We start from the raw sequence: 18,337 nt of genomic DNA on the forward strand, positions 1-18,337 counted from the left end.
TCCTTGCGTTGGTTATTGACGGGGTTTAAGAGTAAAACTGCCAAAGACAGCATCATCATTGCGATTTAGTGGGCCTTGTTCCACGGCAAACTTCTGTTCGAGTTTCTCTCTGGCAGTCTCAAAGTGCTGAAAATTCGAACTTTTCGCCTGCAGTCGAACCTCAGAGCGGTTACCGTCGTAACGAATACTTTCAACTTCGATCGATGTCACTTTACCTAAGGTCTCTGGCAACAGCGCTAACCAGCCGAGTAAGGAATCGCCCTCACCCGAGCCACCGTATTTCTTAGCTTCATCGTTCATTTGACGCTTGAGGTAACTCACGGTCGGAATGCGTTGCTTGCCTGGTAGTACGGCTCTAAAGATACGTTCACTCTCCATGCGGTAAGCTTGTGCTTGCGCTTCGTATTGCTGAACCTTTAACACTTGTTGAGTCACAATCACGGCCACCAGCAAGCAAGCAGCAATCGCTACTTTCTGCCATACGCGCCAATATTTACTGAATGAAGATTTAGTTTTAAAGGTGCCAGTCAGTAAATTCACACTGCTTGCGATCGCTTGTTGGCTCAATAGAGACATCACCAACTCAGCAGGCTTAGCTTGCCAATTCACACCACTTTGCTGTTGAACATCGTCACTCGGCATCGCTGTATAGCTGAAGATAGTCGTAGGTTGTTCTGCATCGTCAGCAACCCAGTCACTTTGCAAAAACATCGGCAACCATGCTTCGCTGATCGATACCGCTTGATAGTGACCTTGGCGTTGAGAGTTACCTTGGCGTAACAGCCAATGTTGGTCTATCTGCAATGCACTAATGCCGTGCTCTTCCAAAGGCACAGCGAGTGTATCTGGCAAGACCTTGCGAAAGATAATATTGGCTTCACGAAACTTACCTAGCGCTTGTCTTAACCATTCATGCTCAACACCACATACCGTGGCATGAGTGGTATCTTTATCTAAAATGGTTAAGTGCAAGTCTTCGATATCTTGTGCCACTTCGTCTTCTAACAAAAATGGCAGCATAGAGTCGAACTGGCGAGCAGCACCTTTCGGGATCTCAACACGCTTAATTAAGCACTCATTTCCCGGCAATAAAGCAATACAACTGCGCTTTTCAGCGTAAGGTGTTAATTCACCAAGCTGTTCCCAGCTCGACAATTCACCACTTGCTATCACTTCTTGTTGGCTTGTCGACCAAACTAACCACTGCACAGGGCTTTGTGGTTCGCTACTCAGTCGAACGGTCAGAAACTCGCTCACTGATTCCTCCAAAACGACGGCGTACTACCGTCACTGTTTCTCGATTACTACTATAGAAAAGCGACCGTATACGTACACGTGACTGCTCAACTAATACCTCTGCATCTAGCTCAAAATAGGCGCTATCTACAGTTAAATATGCTTTCGCTTTCTTGCTAACTTCGGCACTCACACCGACAATGGCAGACTCCGCCATAAATGCATCTACCGTATCCCAACCATCAAATGGGCGTTTATCTATCAGCTGTTTAGCATCCGATTCACTTAAGCCCGGCGCGAACATCGCTTCCAATAAAGGCGCCTGATTTTCCGTGAGTGTATTCACATTCAATCGGAAGTCGTCGGTTGGTAAAGCGCAAACCAAAGGGCGAACTTTATTCATCACATCACCGGTAACCTGATACACCGCTCGTAGCTCCGATTCATCGGCCATTAAACCATTGGCCGCCAAATACGATGGCTTCATCGCTTCATAGGTGCTGTCTTCTACGCCAGACGAAGAAGTGGTTCGGGTATCAGCATCAACAAACTCCCAGCTTGAATTCGCGATAACCTCAGCCTGATAAGGGTCAATATCTTGGTTTTCCAATAAGGTTTGCCAAACTGTCACTAAATAAGGTGTTTGGTTACTTGAAGTTGTCGTAACACCCGCTAGCGCATTAAGATTAAAGCAAGCTTGCGCATCCACGATACGGCCTTTGACTTGCCCATAATCTAATGGATAGACCTGCTCCTCTAACGCCCATGGTTGGCTTAGATTCACAGTATCACTGTCTTTATAGCTTTGCCTAATACCGTCTTGTACAAGCGCTTCTACACCAATGCTATACCAGTAAGCTTGTTGGTAATTTAACTGATTACCAACGCGTTTGAATTGAGTAAACAGACGCTCAGACATACTGCCTGCAATGGTTGCCATGATCGCCAATAGCATCAAAATAACGATCAATGCTACACCGCGTTGTTTGCGCCCTATGACCGAACGTCTCTTAGCAGGACGATTGATTCGATTAGCCATTGCTGTCCTCACTACTTGAAGAGTCATCAGCTTGGTCTAACGTACCACTAGGCGTAAGATAAACACGTTCTATCTCACCATAATCTTTCAATGTTAGCTTGAGTCTTACCGCTTTAGGCAGAGACTTATCAGTTTGCCACTCTTTCCCCCAACGACTGCCGTCATAAAACTCGAACTCCAAGCTTTCGACATCATCAAGTAAGGGAGTCATCACGCCTTGCTGGCCTGCTGGTGTATCTGGGTAGCGCCACCATACTCGCTCAAGCGTTTCTTCTTTGATGCGGTAACCCACTTTAGTCACCTCACCTCGAGGGAACTGCTGCTGCGGGTTATGCCAACCCAAACGAGTAAACATGATGCCAACACTGTCGGAATCCAGTAAATACTCTTTCAATAAGATCAGCTTAGATGATGCTTCTTCACCATCGGTGCGAAATTGTCTCGCTGCCATCTGACGAAAATCATTATCTAAAATGACCAAGCTACGCTGTAATTGATTCAAGCGCGCACTGCGTTCAATTGAGATTTCATTACTTCGTTGAACTTGGTTTACCACTTGATAAGCCGCCATGCTTAACGTGGCAAAGATAGCGATCGAGACCAAAACTTCGATTAAGGTAAAGCCTCTCCCTTTCGAGGATAGTCTTTGTTTGCGTGACAGACACTTAGATGAAACCTTAGCTGATGGCTTGACCCTACTTAACGACATGCTTTTATTTGACAACATAGCTGCGCACCGTAACCACTGGAGAGGCCTTCTTACTGGTTGCCGCGCTGACATCAAACGCCTTTAACAAATCACCGCTAGTATCAATTGGCGTCACTTTCCAGAACCACTCTCTTCCTGCTAACTCTTGCGTGCCCTGCGCTTTTTTAAGCTTGTCAGGATGCAGCATGACGAGAGCCATTTGATTGTCTACTACCATAGCTGCGAAGGTTTTTTCTTCTAGATAGCTAAGGGTATTAATGTGCTGAGTGACGGCACGAATAACACTGATCGCTGCCGTTGCGAAAATAGCGAGCGCAACTAATACTTCAAGCAGGGTCATTCCTCGAGAACCAAGAGTCATACCACGAGAACGATAAGGAGAGCCGTTATTCCTCTTCATCTTCTTCTCCTGGCTCAAGCAATCGAATAACGCCATTATCCAACACTCGAATGCGCCAACCATCTTGTATGGTGTCACCTGTATTTGGATAAAACGACAGCACAAATGGTGTCATTTCAGCACTCGATAAGATGTAGATCTGTGGTGGCTTAGGCTTTTTTTCCTCTTCAAGATCAGCAAACATATCTTCATCAAACAGGCTTCCTGGATTGAATAACCGATCATCGTCTTCCCATGCGCCACCACCTAAGGTCAGTGACAATGCGAGATCTTCTGGTAATTCAGTTAAAGAGGGAATTTTTTCGAACTCAGTTTCTTGCCAGCCATCAGACTTCAAAGTCATCAGAACGTAAGTCGATTTCTTTTCATCAACACGAACACCAAAATCTAAGCCACTCAAAATAGCCTCTTCATTAAGTAACTGAATTCGTTGATAAAAGCTGTGGGCATACTTTTTGGCGACGTCTTTACTATTGGTAGGTATGGTCGCGATCACTGCGACCGCCGTTACTGACAGTAATACCAACACCAAAAGAATCTCAATCAAGGTGAAACCTGGCTGTGTTTGCTTAGTTTTCACCTTGTAGACTCCATCTGTTTACGTCCAACCATCAATAACGTTTCAAGCTCAATAACTTATCAACCAACAGGAACGAATCAAACAACAAGCCGAAGCTTATTGGAAATCCTGCATGTTCCAGTTGCCGATATCTGCAGCAATCCCTTCACCACCTTCTTGGCCATCAGCACCAAGTGTGAAGATATCGATAGTGCCGTTATCACCAGGGCTTAGGTATTGGTACTCGTTACCCCATGGGTCGTTTGGCAAACGCTTGATGTAACCGCCGTCACGGTAGTTACGAGGCTCTGGGCTGCTTGGCTTGGAAACCAATGCATCAAGGCCTTGATCCGTTGTTGGGTAAACGCTGTTATCCAGTTTGTACATATCCAGCGCGTTCTCTAGCGCCACGATATCAGTGATCGCTTTCTGTTGATCAGCCTTCTCTTTGTTACCCAATAGGTTAGGTACAACAAAGCTCGCCAATACGCCGAGGATAACCACAACAACCATCACTTCTAGTAGGGTAAAGCCTGATTGTTTATTCATTTTATTTTTCATTGTTTTCTCCAAATTACAGACAACGAGTGAAGGTAATAGTGTCCTTGTTCTCGCTCATCCAAAAACTAACGTCTTATGAGCAGTTGGTTAACCACTCATCAAATTATTCATTTCAAGCATCGGCATCAGCGTCGCCATCACAATGAACAGCACTAAGCCTGCCATCAAAGCGATAAGTGCTGGCGTAAAAATACCTAGCGCGATATTCACGGTCGACTCAAAGCTTTGGTCTTGGTTATCCGCCGCTCTTGTCAGCATCTGTTCCAGCTGGCCACTCTGCTCACCACTGGCAATCATATGCAGCATCATCGGTGGGAAGAGTTTGGTTTGATCGAGCGCTTTACGCAGGCTTGCCCCTTCTCTAACACTGTCTGATGCCTGCAGTACTTGTTGCTTCACATGGTGATTCGACATCACATCCACCGCAACCTTCATCCCTTCAAGAATAGGAATCGCACTCGAGGTACAAATAGAGAGTGTTCGAGCAAAACGAGAGGTATTGATCCCTTTCGCTATTTTACCAATCAGCGGGATACTCAATAATTTTCGATCCCAACTCATACGAACGCCCGGCTTTTTCAGTGCCGTCTTAATCAGAACAATCACACCAACAGTTAACAACAGTAATTGGATGCCCCAATCCTGGATAAATTCACTCGATGCTAATAAAAATTGTGTCGATTGCGGAAGTTCTTGGCCCATTTGAATAATGGGTTCAACGATCTTAGGTACTACCGTTGCCAATAGGAAAGAGACAATCGTCACCGCAAACACCACCAGCACAATCGGGTAGATCATCGCTTGCAGTAACTTAGAGCGCATCTTTTGACGATTTTCCGCGTAATCAGCTAATCGCTCCAATACCGCATCTAAGTGCCCTGATTTTTCGCCCGCCGCAACCATGGCTCTGAACAGTTCATCAAAGATATGTGGATAATCTGACAAGCTATCGGCTAACGAGTAACCTTCCGTCACTTTAGAGCGGACGGCAAGTAACATAGTTCGAATACGTGGTTTTTCCGATTGCTCGGCGACCGCTTTTAAACATTCTTCCAACGGCATACCAGATTGAACAAGCGTTGATATTTGACGCGTAATCAAAGCAAGATCAGGTGTACTGATACCACGCTTAAAACTGGTCGAAGGTTGAGAGCCTTTGGCATTTTTTGCCTTGGCTTCAGTCATCTCAACCGGCATTAAGCCTTGCTCTTTTAAGCGCTGGCGAGCCTGGCGAGCGTTATCCGCTTCAATAGACCCCTTTTTACTTTTACCTTTAGCATCCAGCGCTTTGTATTCAAATGCCGCCATACTAGACTTCCTTGGTAACGCGCATCACTTCTTCTAGGGACGTTATCCCTTTCAGAACTTTACTTAAGCCGTCATCTCTAATGCTTGGTGTCGTGCTACGAATGGCTTTTTCAATCGCCTGTTCACCTGCTTCGCTATGAATCAGCTCTTGGACTGAATCATCAATCATCAACAGTTCATGAATACCGGTACGGCCTCGATAACCTTTATGGCCGCACGCTTCACAACCTTTCGCATGGTAAAGCGTCAGGCTCTCTTTCTTCTTCAATCCAAACAGTTTTTTCTGTTCTTTGTCGGCTTCATAAGGCTCTTTGCAGTCGTTACACAAAGTACGAACCAAACGCTGAGCCAAAACACCCAGCAGCGAAGAAGAGATTAAGAAAGGTTCAATGCCCATATCACGTAGACGCGTGATCGCACCAATTGCTGTATTGGTGTGAAGGGTCGACATAACTAAGTGACCCGTCAAAGAGGCTTGAACAGCGATCTCAGCGGTCTCTAAGTCACGTATCTCACCAATCATAACCACATCAGGATCTTGACGAAGAATGGCACGTAAACCGCGCGCAAAGGTCATATCAACCTTAGGGTTCACTTGTGTTTGGCCAATACCATCAATATCAAATTCGATTGGGTCTTCAACGGTAAGGATATTTCGCTCATTGCTGTTGAGCTCTTGCAGGCCAGCATACAGGGTTGTTGATTTACCCGAACCCGTAGGGCCGGTCACCAAGATAATGCCATGTGGGCGCTGAATCAGCTTACGGAAGTTCTCGTGGTTTTCTGCGGTCATGCCTAAGCTGTGCAAGTCTAAGCGAGTCGCGTTTTTGTCCAACAGACGCATTACCACACGCTCACCATGTGAAGAAGGCATGGTTGAGACACGAACATCTACCGCACGACCACCGATACGCAGAGATATACGGCCATCTTGTGGCACGCGTTTTTCTGCAATATCCAGTTTAGCCATAACCTTTACTCGTGAAACCAATAGCGGAGCCAGTTTACGGCTTGGCGCTAGAACATCACGCAACACACCGTCAACTCGGAAACGGATACAGAGTGACTTTTCAAAAGTTTCGATGTGTATATCCGAAGCGCCTTCTTTGATCGCCTCTCCCAACATCGCATTGATTAATTTGATGATAGGTGCATCGTCTTCCGATTCGAGTAGATCTTCATCTTGGGGCAGTTCTTCTGCCAATGAGAAGAAATCATCACTGTCAGCACCGATGTCTTCCATTAACTGCCGCGCTTCTGACGAATCACGTTGATAAGCATCGGTCAGTTTTTTATCAAACTCTTCTGCTGTAATAGCTTCTGGAGTAAAGCCATTTTTGACAACGCGGCTTACTTCAATGATCGCAGCTGATTTCAGTGGCTCAACATAATAAAGCACTGGCGCACGTTCAGGGTGCTGATATTCCAACACCATCTTGTAGCGATTCGCAAAGCTAAACGGTAAACGCTGATAAGTGCGTGCCGCCCCTACCAATTCAGACATTATTCTGTTTCCATTTGATCGATGAAGGCTTGGATTTCAGCCGGGTGATTCATATCGGCACCAAATTTAGGCAGTACCGGGATATTATCGTCATCCAGCAGCTTCAAACCTTGTTCAGACTTGTATAACTGCTCAGCACGAATGAAGTTGTACTTACGCTGAGTGATACCGTCGGCTGTCATGCCATCACGGATGATGGTTGGCTTGATGAAAACCATTAGGTTCTTTTTCTCAACCTGAGTACTGGTTGATTTAAACAGGTGTCCAAGTACTGGGATGTCACCCAAGAACGGCACCTTAGACTCACTTTCCAGTGCACGCTCATCAATCAAGCCACCCAGCACCAACATTTGTCCGTCTTGAACAATCACAGACGTGTTCAGTTGACGCTTAGCAAAACGAACATCAACTGCACCATTGGCGCCCAATACGTTAGAGACTTCTTGTTCTATTTGCAGCTGAACCGAGTCACCTTCGTTGATTTGTGGCACCACTTTAAGCTTGATACCCACTTCTTTACGTTCAACCGTTTGGAATGGGTTGTCGTTGCTTGAACCTGCGGTAGAGCCGGTTAGAACAGGCACTTCCTCACCCACAATGAATGAAGCCTCGCCATTGTCCATAACCGTGATACTTGGAGAAGATAGGATGTTTGAGTTTGAGTCGGTCGCAACCGCGCTGATCAACGCTGTCCAATCACCCATAACAACACTCATTGCGGCGCCATTAACGCCAGAAAGAGCAGATGCCAAGGTAGAATAGTCACCCGATTCAGTGGTGGTTTCATTACGAACAAAGTCACCATTGTCATCATAAACGGCAGTGGTCGTTTCAGTGTCTTTGGCTTCTTCCAAACCAACCATCACGCCACCAATCGATGCACCGGTGTTACCATACTGAATCACGGCACCAGTATCTAGGTTACCCCACTGCACGCCAAGGTTAATGCCGTCACCTTCAGCCATCTCGACAATTAAGGCTTCGATCAACACTTGGGCACGACGAATATCCAACTGCGCGATAACGTCTTGCAGCGCGTTCATGATGTCTGGTTGTGCGGTAATGACCAACGAGTTGGTATCACTGTGGGCTGAGATCATGACTTGATTACGTTGCGATGAACTGCCTTTAGTTGAAGATTGTTTCTCTGACTGCAAGTTGTCCGATACGCCTTTCAACACATCGACAAGATCTTCCGCTTTTGCGTATTTAAGGTAGATAACTTGGTTGTTACCTTTGGTCGCCATCTCTACATCAAGCTGTTCAATCAGCTTTCTTAAACGGCTACGTACCTTTGGGTCACCGGAAATAAGAATTGCATTAGTACGCTCATCGGCAACCAATTTAGGCTGTAGGAATGCAGGTGTGTTTTTAGCATCGGTGGTTTTACTCAGAGCATCAACAATACGAACCATTTCTGCCGCCGATGCATTCTTTAGCTCAACGACTTCAATCTCTTTATCACCCGCTTGGTCAACACGCTTGATGATTTCTGCTAAACGGTTCACTACCGCCGCACGACCGGTAATCAAGATGATATTGGCAGGATCGTAGTGCACAACGTTACCCGCACCGGCATTATCGTTCAATTGACGAAGCAAAGGAGAAAGTTCACGAACCGAGACATTACGAACCGTCACAACACGCGTGACTACACTGTCGCCTGTGATCGAATCACGATCACCAACAACGGGAATTGCTGAGGTTTTAGAATCTTTGGCTTTGATGATCTTAAGAACGCCTGAGTCCATTTCAACGACCGCGTAGCCATACACTTCTAATACGTTTAGGAAGAAGCTGTAATATTGCTCTTCATTGAGTACGTCATAGCTACGTACATCAATTTTACCGCGCACCGATGGGTCAACGATGATCGTCTTCTCTAGGTTGCGGCCAACAATATTAATAAACTCTTGAATGTCAGTGCCCTTAAAGCTGGCACTAAAATCACTAGCGATGGCTGCGGGTGTGCAGATTAAGCTTCCTGCCAGTAACCATGCACTTTTCTTAAACCAATGCTTCACGTATTTCTCCTACACTTTCGTCTGTCTTCAGACGCAAAGTTTTAAAATTCAATAAACACTTCATGTTGTTGTCCATCTCTCTCGACCACGAGGTTTAGCTCTGTCAGATCGGAAATGGAACGGAATATGTTGCCCATCGCTGCGGGGTCTGTCAGGTCTTGCCCATTTAACTGAGTAGCAATATCTCCGTTTTGGAGCCCAACAGAGTTAAAAAGTTCTGAATCTTTGCCAGGGCTCACACGATAACCAATAACTTTATCGTCACGCTTCACCTGAGACAGTCGAACATATTGGAAGATTTGTTGTGGATCTTGCATTATCTTCGCTTTAATTTCGTCTAGCTTCTCTTCTTCGGAAGCGGGGTTATTGCCACGAACAGAAGAAGTGGTACGAGGTGGCGCAGGTGCTGATACCGCTAAACGCTTGTACTCAATCCCTTCAAGCATCAATGTTTCATCTCGCCCTGAGTTATCGATGATCACGCGATCCACTAATACCGCTTTTAACTTAGCTCGCGTACCTTCAATCTCTTCGTTAATGCCGTAAGTTGCTTGCGTGCCACGATTCGCGATCACCGCTAAGCTCAATTTTGGATTAGAGCTGGCGACAGCGCCCACCAAAACTAGGTTTAATCGTGTCTTAGGTGCATCTTGGATAACTTGCTGTTTAACAACAGGAGCTGTGGTTGGGTTATAGGCACCAAACATGTTGCTCTGCTGTAGGGAAGAAATATCGAGGGTCGATTGAGGAGAGGAAGACGATGAAGCTGTTGCTTTCCAAGGCACAACGGTTTGCTCGGCAGGTTCAATAAACCACGCAAGCTGTCCTAAAATCCATGCTGAAGCTGCAATCAACAAACAACACGTCACTAGGCTTAGTTTTTGCTGAAATACAAATCCATTCTCTAATAAGCGGCTCAACACAGGTGAATTTCCCATGCGACTTTTGAGCTCTAAAAAGTTCACTTCCCTTGCCCCTTTTCATGACGACAAACGCTGCAAATCATTAAACTTTCAGCCTTTTTATTCATTCGTTCGATACCGAGCTTATTTAAGCATAAGATCTCGAACTATATCATAGCAAATCGATAAAACGGCATTACATGGCTATTTTGTAATATGACTTGAAAAAAATGCCAACCGCCTCCACTTTAAGCTTCTACTTAATGTGATAAGCATCATCAAAAAAACATGTTGCGCACTGTTCATTACAGTTAAACCGCATTCATTTCTCACTTAATAAGGCACAGCCCTATATGAAAACTGCTAATGAAGCTGTCAGACTCGATAAATGGTTGTGGGCAGCTCGTTTTTACAAAACCCGGTCTATTGCTCGCAACATGGTCGATGGTGGCAAAGTCCACTATAATGGTCAGCGCAGCAAACCAAGTAAAATTGTCGAACTTGGGGCCGTGATTACACTGCGTCAAGGTAATGAAGAAAAAACGGTGACAATCGAGAAAATCTCGGCTCATCGTGGCGGAGCTCCGATCGCCCAAACCCTCTATGCAGAAACCACCGAGAGCGTGGCAAAAAGAGAAGAGTTTGCAGCACAACGTAAGCTGAATGCTCATAGCCCAGCACCTGAACGTCGCCCAGATAAAAAGCAACGTCGTGACATTATCAAGTTCAAGAATCAATAAGCTAGAAGGAATAGCCAAATGGCAGACCCAATGTCTACAAGTAATGTTTTAAATCGCTACCTATTTGAAGATCTATCAGTACGTGGTGAATTGGTACAAATCGATGAAGCGTACCAACAGATTATTTCTAGCAAGGAATACCCAGCGCCAGTTCAAAAGCTACTGGGTGAGCTATTGGTTTCAACGACGCTATTAACAGCGACCCTAAAGTTTGAAGGCTCTATTACCATGCAATTGCAAGGTGATGGCCCAGTATCTCTAGTTGTTATCAATGGCGATCACGACCAAAAGATCCGCGGTGTCGCTCGCTTTGAAGGCGAGATTGCTGATGATGCAGGCCTACACGACCTAATGGGTAAAGGCCACCTAGTGATCACCATCGATCCTAAGAAAGGTGAACGTTACCAAGGTATCGTTGGTCTGGAAGGCGAAACGCTTGCTGACGTTCTTGAAGGTTACTTTGCTAACTCAGAACAGCTTAAGACTCGTCTATGGCTGCGCACTGGCGAACATGAAGGCAAAGCTCACGCTGCAGGTATGCTTTTACAAGTTATGCCTGACGGCACAGGTACGCCAGATGATTTCGAGCATCTAGAGCAACTAACCGACACCGTTAAAAACGAAGAGTTGTTCTCTTTAGAAGCTAACGAACTGCTTTACCGTTTATACAACCAAGAGAAGGTTCAGGTATTTACACCTCAACCGGTTGAGTTCTTCTGTGGCTGTTCACGTGATCGAAGCGCTGCGGCTATCATTACTGTTGCTCAAGAAGAGATTTACGACATTCTAAGCACGGAAGGTAGTGTGGGACTACACTGCGATTACTGTGGCACAAACTACTCGTTCGACAAAAATGATGTAGATGCTCTTTACGCAGAAGCGGCAGATAAAGGCAGCAATACGGTTCATTAATTTACGGCGTACCAAAAACACGTAATTTACCCCAAAAAGGTCAGCACTCAGCTGGCCTTTTTTGTGATCAAAATAGCGCAAACTCCGTAACATCTCGTAATAAAATCACCGCTTAATTTTAATCAATTAATAATGTTCTCGCCCCTAGCGCAAAGGTTTGCGTACAGGATAGACTAGTTGGGCCAATATGTGACGAGGCGCTTAAAACCCCAAGGTTAATATGGATATTTTTTGAGCTGTATCCCTGTTTCCCCCGAGCCTCGTTGCTAGCATGGTGAGCAGATAACAATAAAAAATTATTACAAAATCCCTACAAAATATCCTACAAGGAGCACCTATGACCGTTATGGAACATACTAAGGCTGCACAAATTGATCTAACTAAGCACGGACTGACTGGCGTTACCGAAGTTCTTCGTAATCCTAGCTACGAGCAGTTATTCGTTGAAGAAACACTGCCGGGTCTAGAAGGCTACGAAAAAGGCGTAGTAACGGAACTAGGCTCCGTTGCGGTTGATACTGGTATCTTTACTGGCCGCTCACCAAAAGATAAGTACATTGTTAAAGATGACACAACACGCGATACCATGTGGTGGTCAGATCAAGGCAAAAATGACAACAAACCGATTACCACTGAAGTATGGGACGAGCTGAAAGAGCTTGTAACAACTCAGCTATCTGGCAAGCGTCTGTTTGTCATCGACGGTTATTGTGGTGCTAACCCAGATACGCGTTTAAGTGTGCGTATTATCACTGAAGTAGCGTGGCAAGCGCACTTCGTTAAGAACATGTTCATTCGTCCAACCGACGAAGAACTAGCAACGTTCGAACCTGATTTCGTGGTAATGAACGGTGCTAAAACAACCAACCCTAACTGGGAGAAACAAGGTCTAAACTCTGAGAACTTTGTCGCTTTCAACCTGACTGAACGTGTTCAGATCATTGGCGGTACCTGGTACGGCGGTGAGATGAAAAAAGGTATGTTCGCAATGATGAACTACCTACTACCTCTACAAGGTATTGCTTCAATGCACTGTAGTGCAAACGTTGGCGAGAAAGGCGATGTCGCTATTTTCTTCGGTCTATCAGGCACTGGTAAAACAACCCTATCAACCGATCCTAAACGTGAGCTAATCGGTGATGATGAGCACGGTTGGGATGACGATGGTATCTTCAACTTTGAAGGGGGTTGTTACGCGAAGACAATTCGTCTATCTAAAGAAGCTGAACCTGAAATCTACAACGCAATCCGTCGTGATGCACTACTAGAGAACGTAACGGTTCGTGGCGATGGTTCTATCGATTTTGATGACGGTTCAAAAACAGAGAACACTCGTGTTTCTTACCCGATTCATCACATCGACAACATTGTTAAACCAGTATCAAAAGCAGGTCACGCTCAAAAAGTTATCTTCCTGACCGCTGATGCATTTGGTGTTCTACCGCCAGTATCTAAACTGACTCCAGAACAAACGAAGTACCACTTCCTATCTGGCTTCACAGCGAAACTAGCGGGTACAGAGCGCGGTATTACTGAGCCAACTCCTACGTTCTCTGCTGCGTTCGGTGCTGCATTCCTAACTCTTCACCCAACTCAGTACGCTGAAGTGCTTGTGAAACGTATGGAAGCGGCGGGAGCAGAAGCTTACCTAGTGAACACTGGTTGGAACGGCACAGGCAAACGTATCTCGATTCAAGATACTCGTGGCATCATTGACGCTATCTTAGATGGCTCAATCGACCAAGCGGATACTAAGGTTATCCCTATGTTTAACCTAGAAGTACCGCTAGCGTTGCACGACGTAGATCCTACGATTCTTGACCCGCGTGATACGTACACTGATCCATTGCAGTGGGAAAGCAAAGCGAAAGATCTAGCAGAGCGCTTCATCAACAACTTTGACAAGTACACAGATAACGCTGAAGGTAAGTCACTGGTTGCTGCAGGTCCACAACTAGACTAACCCTAAAGTCTGCTCGGGGTTGAGCGAAATGCAAAGACCCTGTTTCAAAATGATATTTTTGTAGCAAGCCCCTCTTTTGAGGGGCTTTTTTGTTGCTGCTTACCCATTTTTGTTCCACTCTGTTTTAAGACTAGTGAAAATTAAGGCTTTCAAGGAATGAAAAAGGTATTCATGGTGCTCGGCATTGTGCTTTCCATCATCGTTGCACTTCTCGCGGCGCTGCTATTAAGCTTACAAACTCAATACCGAGCTGATGTTGCTAACTTTTTTATCAAGCATACGATTGAACAACCTGTACTCATTGAAGATATTGAGTATCAGGCGCCGTATCACATCACCTTGATGGGCATCACCCACAACCAACCTAAACAGCAAACGCCTCTTTATATCGATAAGATCGATATCTGGTTCAGTTCAGACTCTCTTATTGAAGCCAAGCTGGTTTTAGACTCGGTGTTAATCAGCGGACTCCAGTTAGAAGCTGACGATCTGGAAACACTCACATCGGTATTGACTCAACCAAGTCTCAAACTCCATCAGTTGGCCATCAATAATCTAGATTTCTCGACTCCAGACTTTAATACACGAGGCATCAACCTCCAGATCTCCGAACCCATTTGGGGGGACAACCGTTCACTGCTGCCCTATGGCAAAACCCAACTCTCCGCCTCGCAATTGTATTGGCAAGGTGAAGCATTCGATAATCTGTTGATAGACTTAGACCTAAAACCGAGTGATAGCACCCTTTATGGCGCTTCATTTGATTGGCGTGGAGCCAAAATATCTGGACAGGCAGAACAATACCAACGCGATTGGTCATTGGTGAATGTCACAGTCGATGGCTTACGATTAAACGAACAACAGACCCAAAGCCTGTTAAACAAAGATTGGGATGTCGCAGGCATTCAGATCAATCACATCAACAGTCTCGATATTCTACGCAGTGACGTGCAATGGCAAGATGGCCACTTAACCGCTTTTGATGCGTCACTCGAAAATATCCAACTGCCTTTTAGGTGGTGGGATCAACAGCAAGCGACGCTCTCTCTACAAGCAGAAGGTGTCATTTTAGATGATGACAGGTTCATCGACCCAAGCGTTAAGTTGAACCTCCAACCAAACCAGATTCTGATTGAAGATTTCTATACTCAACTTCTTCAAGGCAGTATTCAACTGAATGGAAAAGTAACTCCGAGCACCGTTGAATTAACACAACTCGATGTTCGCGGAATAAAGTGGATCAAGGAGAGCCTAGATGAACATTTACCTGCAGTTCGCCTAACGCCTTGGTTTGAAGAACTACAACAGATCTCTATCAAGCAACTTAACGTCGAACGCAGCCAACTCATTCAACTCGCCGAGAAACCTTACTGGCAAGTCTCAGGGCTACATATAGAGGGGCGTCAGGTTCAATTACTTCAAGACCGAAAATTAGGTCTATGGCAGGGCAAGTTGATGGCCAGCGCCAACGATGCGAGCTATCAAAACATCCTCAGCGCCCAACCTGTGATTGAAATGCATAGCGAGCAGGGGAAATGGACGTTAACACGCCTGTTTGCCCCACTACGGGATGGTTATATTGAAGCAAATGCCACGCTCGATTTTAACAAAATAAGCAAACCATGGAGCTTAGATGTCTCTGCTGACGGGTTACCAATCTCACTAATGTTGCAACAACTTAAATTGCCACTCGATGCGACAGGTTATGGAGAATTCGAACTTCAAGCCGCAGGTTTGTACGGCGATTCACTAATGCTCGGGTACTCAACCTCAGGCCAACTTACTGGTAGCGTTCGCCAAGGCATGATGACCTTTAACGATAAGCTTTCTGAAACCTCGAGTAATAATGTATTTGAAGTCCCAGAACTGAATGCCAGTTTTTACCGTGGCCGTTTCACCCTTGAACCAACGCACATCATTGGTGCATCCGCTGAAGCGCAAGGTTCGCAAAGGATTCAAACGTTAACTGGCGAGGTCTCAGGAGAACTCGATTTGCTAGAAACTAGCAAACACACACTTTCCATCACCTTAACTGACCAATGCCATCAAATCTCAGGAAAGCTCGACCAAGCGAAATATTCGGAGATTAATAACTGCCAACAAAAAAGCGCCACTCCACAGGAGTAGGCGCCTTGTATCTGTTAGTCAGTGTCAGCTATACGCTTACGTTAGTGTCTGTTGATAATCGCTTTTTGTAGTCAGGGATCAGCATATAAGTGCCCGTGAATTCAACCGCTTCAACATCGCCACTATGAATAGTCACGTGGATAATGATACGAGCCTTTCGACCTGAAGCGAGACGATCTAAATCACCACTGATTCCATCCAATGAAGTAGCAGCGACTGGGTTTTGCTCAACCGGGTGACGATAACGAATATTACTGTCAGCCAGAACGATATCACCAGTAAGTCCACGCTCTTTCATCAACAACCAAGTCATTCCCCAGCCTGTTAATGTCGCTAAGGTGAAAGCTGAGCCTGCAAACATGGTGTTGTGAGGATTAAGGTTTGGGTTCAACTGAGCACTACATTCAAACTGATAACCCGTGTATTGGTTAATTTTGATACCCATCTTGTCACTGATCGGAATTTGATTTTCCCAGCGCTGTTGTAGCTCATTACACCATTCAGGCTTACGCAGTACATCAGCCATCGGATCAAGGTGTTTCACCATCTGCTGATGACGAACTGGACCACGCTGGTCATTAATTTCACCACGACGCTCAAATTCGTTTTTCTCATAGAATGAGATCGCATCTTCACGTGCATTACACACTAGACGTTTGGCACCCTCTTGGCGAGCCAGTGACTCTAACGCCACTAAAATCAATGAGCCCATGCCTTTACTTCGACGAGAGTTCTTTACCGCCATATAACGGATCTGACCTTCGAGGTCTGGAGTGATGTAAAGGCGGCCAATCGCCATCGGACGGCCACGACCATCGACAATCATGCGATGGTGACTCATGGCATCATATTCATCACGCTCGGAACCTACCGGCATTCGCCAAGGTTCACGCAGCATCTGCCAACGAAAATGGTAATACTTGTTCAGTTGATTTTCGGTGGTCGGTGTTATCAGTTTAAACATGCTTATCCTTTTAAGTTTAAACCTGCAGCCAGAATGTTACTGGGCCATCATTAACCAATGACACTTTCATGTCGGCTGCAAATCGGCCACGTTCCGTTGGCAATACTGATTCACATTGGTTAGAGAAATAATCGTAAAGACGCTCCGCATCTTCAGGGTTTGCTCCACGAGAAAAGCCCGCTCGAGTTCCCTTTTTTGTATCGGCTGGCAGTGTGAATTGAGAAACCACCAACACTTTACCTTCAACCTGTTTTACGTTGAGGTTCATTTTTCCGTCTTCATCTTCAAAGACACGATAAGTTGTTACTCGTTCCATCAAACGTTTGGCTTTGGCTTCGTCATCACCTTTTTCTACGCCTAATAGAACCAATAAGCCTTGTTCAATCTCACCAACTACTTCGCCATCAACTCGAACGGCAGCTTCACTTACTCTTTGAATCAGGGCTATCACTGTTGTTTCCTTGTTCTGGAATTTCATCGTTATCCGCTGAGTGTACCATTTCTTGCGAGTCACTCCACTGTTCGTGCTCACCAAGCGCGGCTGTCACTTCAGCTCCGACTAGCACGATCAGCCAACACAAATAAACCCAAACAAAGAGAATCGGGATCGCCGCTAGCGCGCCGTAAATCAACTGGTAAGACGGAAACTGAGTAATGTAAGCTGCAAAGCCTTTCTTACTCAATTCAAACAAAATTGCCGCCACCAAAGAACCTGCCGCGGCATGAGAAAAGTGTATCTTTTTGTTTGGAACAAGAAGATATAGGCCAAAAAACGCAAAGAAAGAGAGAATCAAAGGAAGTCTGCGAATAATGGTATTAAATGCACTCGATACGACTTCGTTTTGCAGCAAATTCAATGACGTCACGTAAGAGGTCGCTGCAATACTAGCGCCCACTAGAATAGGCCCAAGGGTCAGCACCATCCAGTACATGGAAAAAGACAACACGGCACGTCGCTTTTCCGTTACTCGCCAGATGTAGTTTAGGTTCTTATCGATATTGGAGATCAACATCAGTGCAGCAACGAATAAGAACACACTACCTACCGCTGTCATTTTGCCAGTATTGGCGACAAACTCTAACAAGGCACCATGCACCGCATCCCCAGACGCAGGAACAAAGTTGGTAATAACGAAGTTTTGAATCACGAGCCCAACATCAGCAAAAATTGAGAATGACGACAAAATAGAGAGCAGAACCGTCAACATCGGCACAATTGAGAGCAAAGTAATGTACGCCAAGTACCCGGCATTCACATTGACTCTATCGTGTGTCATTCGCGTGAGAAGATAGCGGGAAAACTGGATGCTTCCAGTGATTGCGTTTTTTATCTTCAACTTGTAACTCCCTGGTAACTCGTTCATAGTCCTAATTAATATTCCTTTATTT

The 18,337-nt window shown here is 45.5% G+C and carries 17 protein-coding genes; 4 read left to right on the forward strand and 13 right to left on the reverse strand.

Annotated elements, in window-relative coordinates; all coding sequences use genetic code 11:
* Positions 1-12 precede the first annotated feature (12 nt).
* The 10 genes from gspL to gspC all read right to left on the reverse strand — a co-directional run bounded on the left by gspL (position 13) and on the right by gspC (position 10,278).
* Positions 13-1,257 carry a type II secretion system protein GspL gene (gene gspL, locus IQO02_RS13410; RefSeq protein WP_193838586.1) on the reverse strand — a complete coding sequence of 415 codons (1,245 nt, stop codon included), beginning with the start codon at positions 1,255-1,257 and terminating at the stop codon, positions 13-15.
* Positions 1,226-2,275 (reverse strand): type II secretion system minor pseudopilin GspK, encoded by a 1,050-nt coding sequence (gspK, locus tag IQO02_RS13415; RefSeq protein WP_010433573.1) that lies wholly within the window; start codon positions 2,273-2,275, stop codon positions 1,226-1,228. The genes gspL and gspK overlap by 32 nt, the downstream gene beginning before the upstream one ends.
* The gene (gene gspJ, locus IQO02_RS13420; RefSeq protein ID WP_016791474.1) at positions 2,268-3,002 is read right to left on the reverse strand and encodes a type II secretion system minor pseudopilin GspJ; all 735 of its coding nucleotides are present in this window, start codon (positions 3,000-3,002) and stop codon (positions 2,268-2,270) included. Before gspJ ends, gspK begins: the two co-directional genes overlap by 8 nt.
* Positions 2,989-3,384, reverse strand: a complete 396-nt coding sequence (gene gspI / locus IQO02_RS13425; protein ID WP_010433567.1) for a type II secretion system minor pseudopilin GspI — start codon at positions 3,382-3,384, stop codon at positions 2,989-2,991. The genes gspJ and gspI overlap by 14 nt, the downstream gene beginning before the upstream one ends.
* Entirely contained in the window at positions 3,371-3,964 is a 594-nt protein-coding gene (gspH, locus tag IQO02_RS13430; RefSeq protein WP_010433564.1) for a type II secretion system minor pseudopilin GspH, read from the reverse strand. The genes gspI and gspH overlap by 14 nt, the downstream gene beginning before the upstream one ends.
* Before the next feature lie 96 nt (positions 3,965-4,060).
* Positions 4,061-4,504, reverse strand: a complete 444-nt coding sequence (gene gspG / locus IQO02_RS13435) for a type II secretion system major pseudopilin GspG (protein ID WP_010433561.1) — start codon at positions 4,502-4,504, stop codon at positions 4,061-4,063.
* Positions 4,505-4,591: 87 nt separating this feature from the next.
* Positions 4,592-5,812: a type II secretion system inner membrane protein GspF gene (gene gspF, locus IQO02_RS13440; RefSeq protein ID WP_010433558.1), complete on the reverse strand. Its 1,221-nt coding sequence runs from the start codon at positions 5,810-5,812 to the stop codon at positions 4,592-4,594.
* Position 5,813: 1 nt separating this feature from the next.
* Positions 5,814-7,316, reverse strand: a complete 1,503-nt coding sequence (gspE, locus tag IQO02_RS13445) for a type II secretion system ATPase GspE (RefSeq protein ID WP_010433557.1) — start codon at positions 7,314-7,316, stop codon at positions 5,814-5,816.
* Positions 7,316-9,340 (reverse strand): type II secretion system secretin GspD, encoded by a 2,025-nt coding sequence (gene gspD, locus IQO02_RS13450; protein ID WP_016784084.1) that lies wholly within the window; start codon positions 9,338-9,340, stop codon positions 7,316-7,318. Before gspD ends, gspE begins: the two co-directional genes overlap by 1 nt.
* Before the next feature lie 41 nt (positions 9,341-9,381).
* Positions 9,382-10,278: a type II secretion system protein GspC gene (gene gspC, locus IQO02_RS13455; RefSeq protein ID WP_016768265.1), complete on the reverse strand. Its 897-nt coding sequence runs from the start codon at positions 10,276-10,278 to the stop codon at positions 9,382-9,384.
* Positions 10,279-10,595: 317 nt separating this feature from the next.
* Between gspC and hslR the strand changes: the two genes are divergently transcribed.
* From hslR to IQO02_RS13475, 4 genes are all read left to right on the forward strand, one after another.
* Complete coding sequence (gene hslR, locus IQO02_RS13460; protein WP_010433549.1) at positions 10,596-10,982, forward strand: ribosome-associated heat shock protein Hsp15; 387 nt, start codon at positions 10,596-10,598, stop codon at positions 10,980-10,982.
* An 18-nt stretch (positions 10,983-11,000) separates the two neighbouring features.
* Positions 11,001-11,894, forward strand: coding sequence for an Hsp33 family molecular chaperone HslO (hslO, locus tag IQO02_RS13465; protein ID WP_010433546.1), 894 nt, complete (start codon positions 11,001-11,003; stop codon positions 11,892-11,894).
* 337 nt (positions 11,895-12,231) lie between these two features.
* A complete protein-coding gene (gene pckA / locus IQO02_RS13470) occupies positions 12,232-13,857 on the forward strand; it encodes a phosphoenolpyruvate carboxykinase (ATP) (protein ID WP_010433544.1) in 1,626 nt (541 codons plus the stop codon).
* Positions 13,858-14,013: 156 nt separating this feature from the next.
* Entirely contained in the window at positions 14,014-15,984 is a 1,971-nt protein-coding gene (locus tag IQO02_RS13475) for an AsmA family protein (RefSeq protein WP_265575859.1), read from the forward strand.
* Between the two features lie 28 nt (positions 15,985-16,012).
* Here IQO02_RS13475 and IQO02_RS13480 read toward each other — a convergent pair whose 3' ends face one another.
* Genes IQO02_RS13480 through IQO02_RS13490 form a run of 3 tightly spaced genes read right to left on the reverse strand, consistent with a single transcriptional unit; the run spans position 16,013 to position 18,312 of the window.
* The gene (locus tag IQO02_RS13480) at positions 16,013-16,948 is read right to left on the reverse strand and encodes a bifunctional GNAT family N-acetyltransferase/hotdog fold thioesterase (protein ID WP_010433534.1); all 936 of its coding nucleotides are present in this window, start codon (positions 16,946-16,948) and stop codon (positions 16,013-16,015) included.
* A gap of 16 nt (positions 16,949-16,964) precedes the next feature.
* Entirely contained in the window at positions 16,965-17,399 is a 435-nt protein-coding gene (gene dtd, locus IQO02_RS13485) for a D-aminoacyl-tRNA deacylase (RefSeq protein WP_010433531.1), read from the reverse strand.
* A complete protein-coding gene (locus IQO02_RS13490; protein WP_010433528.1) occupies positions 17,371-18,312 on the reverse strand; it encodes a virulence factor BrkB family protein in 942 nt (313 codons plus the stop codon). Before IQO02_RS13490 ends, dtd begins: the two co-directional genes overlap by 29 nt.
* Positions 18,313-18,337 lie beyond the last annotated feature (25 nt).

This window comes from Vibrio sp. OPT24 (genome assembly GCF_015163545.1).
In the GTDB taxonomy this organism is placed as follows: domain Bacteria; phylum Pseudomonadota; class Gammaproteobacteria; order Enterobacterales; family Vibrionaceae; genus Vibrio; species Vibrio cyclitrophicus.

Bases quoted from the DNA above. Each gene is read 5' to 3' on its own strand.
- gspK (WP_010433573.1), bottom strand. From the start codon at position 2,275: ATGGCTAATCGAATCAATCGTCCTGCTAAGAGACGTTCGGTCATAGGG.
- gspJ (WP_016791474.1), bottom strand. From the start codon at position 3,002: ATGTTGTCAAATAAAAGCATGTCGTTAAGTAGGGTCAAGCCATCAGCT.
- gspI (WP_010433567.1), bottom strand. From the start codon at position 3,384: ATGAAGAGGAATAACGGCTCTCCTTATCGTTCTCGTGGTATGACTCTT.
- gspG (WP_010433561.1), bottom strand. From the start codon at position 4,504: ATGAAAAATAAAATGAATAAACAATCAGGCTTTACCCTACTAGAAGTG.
- gspF (WP_010433558.1), bottom strand. From the start codon at position 5,812: ATGGCGGCATTTGAATACAAAGCGCTGGATGCTAAAGGTAAAAGTAAA.
- gspE (WP_010433557.1), bottom strand. From the start codon at position 7,316: ATGTCTGAATTGGTAGGGGCGGCACGCACTTATCAGCGTTTACCGTTT.
- gspC (WP_016768265.1), bottom strand. From the start codon at position 10,278: ATGGGAAATTCACCTGTGTTGAGCCGCTTATTAGAGAATGGATTTGTA.
- hslR (WP_010433549.1), top strand. From the start codon at position 10,596: ATGAAAACTGCTAATGAAGCTGTCAGACTCGATAAATGGTTGTGGGCA.
- hslO (WP_010433546.1), top strand. From the start codon at position 11,001: ATGGCAGACCCAATGTCTACAAGTAATGTTTTAAATCGCTACCTATTT.
- pckA (WP_010433544.1), top strand. From the start codon at position 12,232: ATGACCGTTATGGAACATACTAAGGCTGCACAAATTGATCTAACTAAG.
- IQO02_RS13475 (WP_265575859.1), top strand. From the start codon at position 14,014: ATGAAAAAGGTATTCATGGTGCTCGGCATTGTGCTTTCCATCATCGTT.
- IQO02_RS13480 (WP_010433534.1), bottom strand. From the start codon at position 16,948: ATGTTTAAACTGATAACACCGACCACCGAAAATCAACTGAACAAGTAT.
- IQO02_RS13490 (WP_010433528.1), bottom strand. From the start codon at position 18,312: ATGAACGAGTTACCAGGGAGTTACAAGTTGAAGATAAAAAACGCAATC.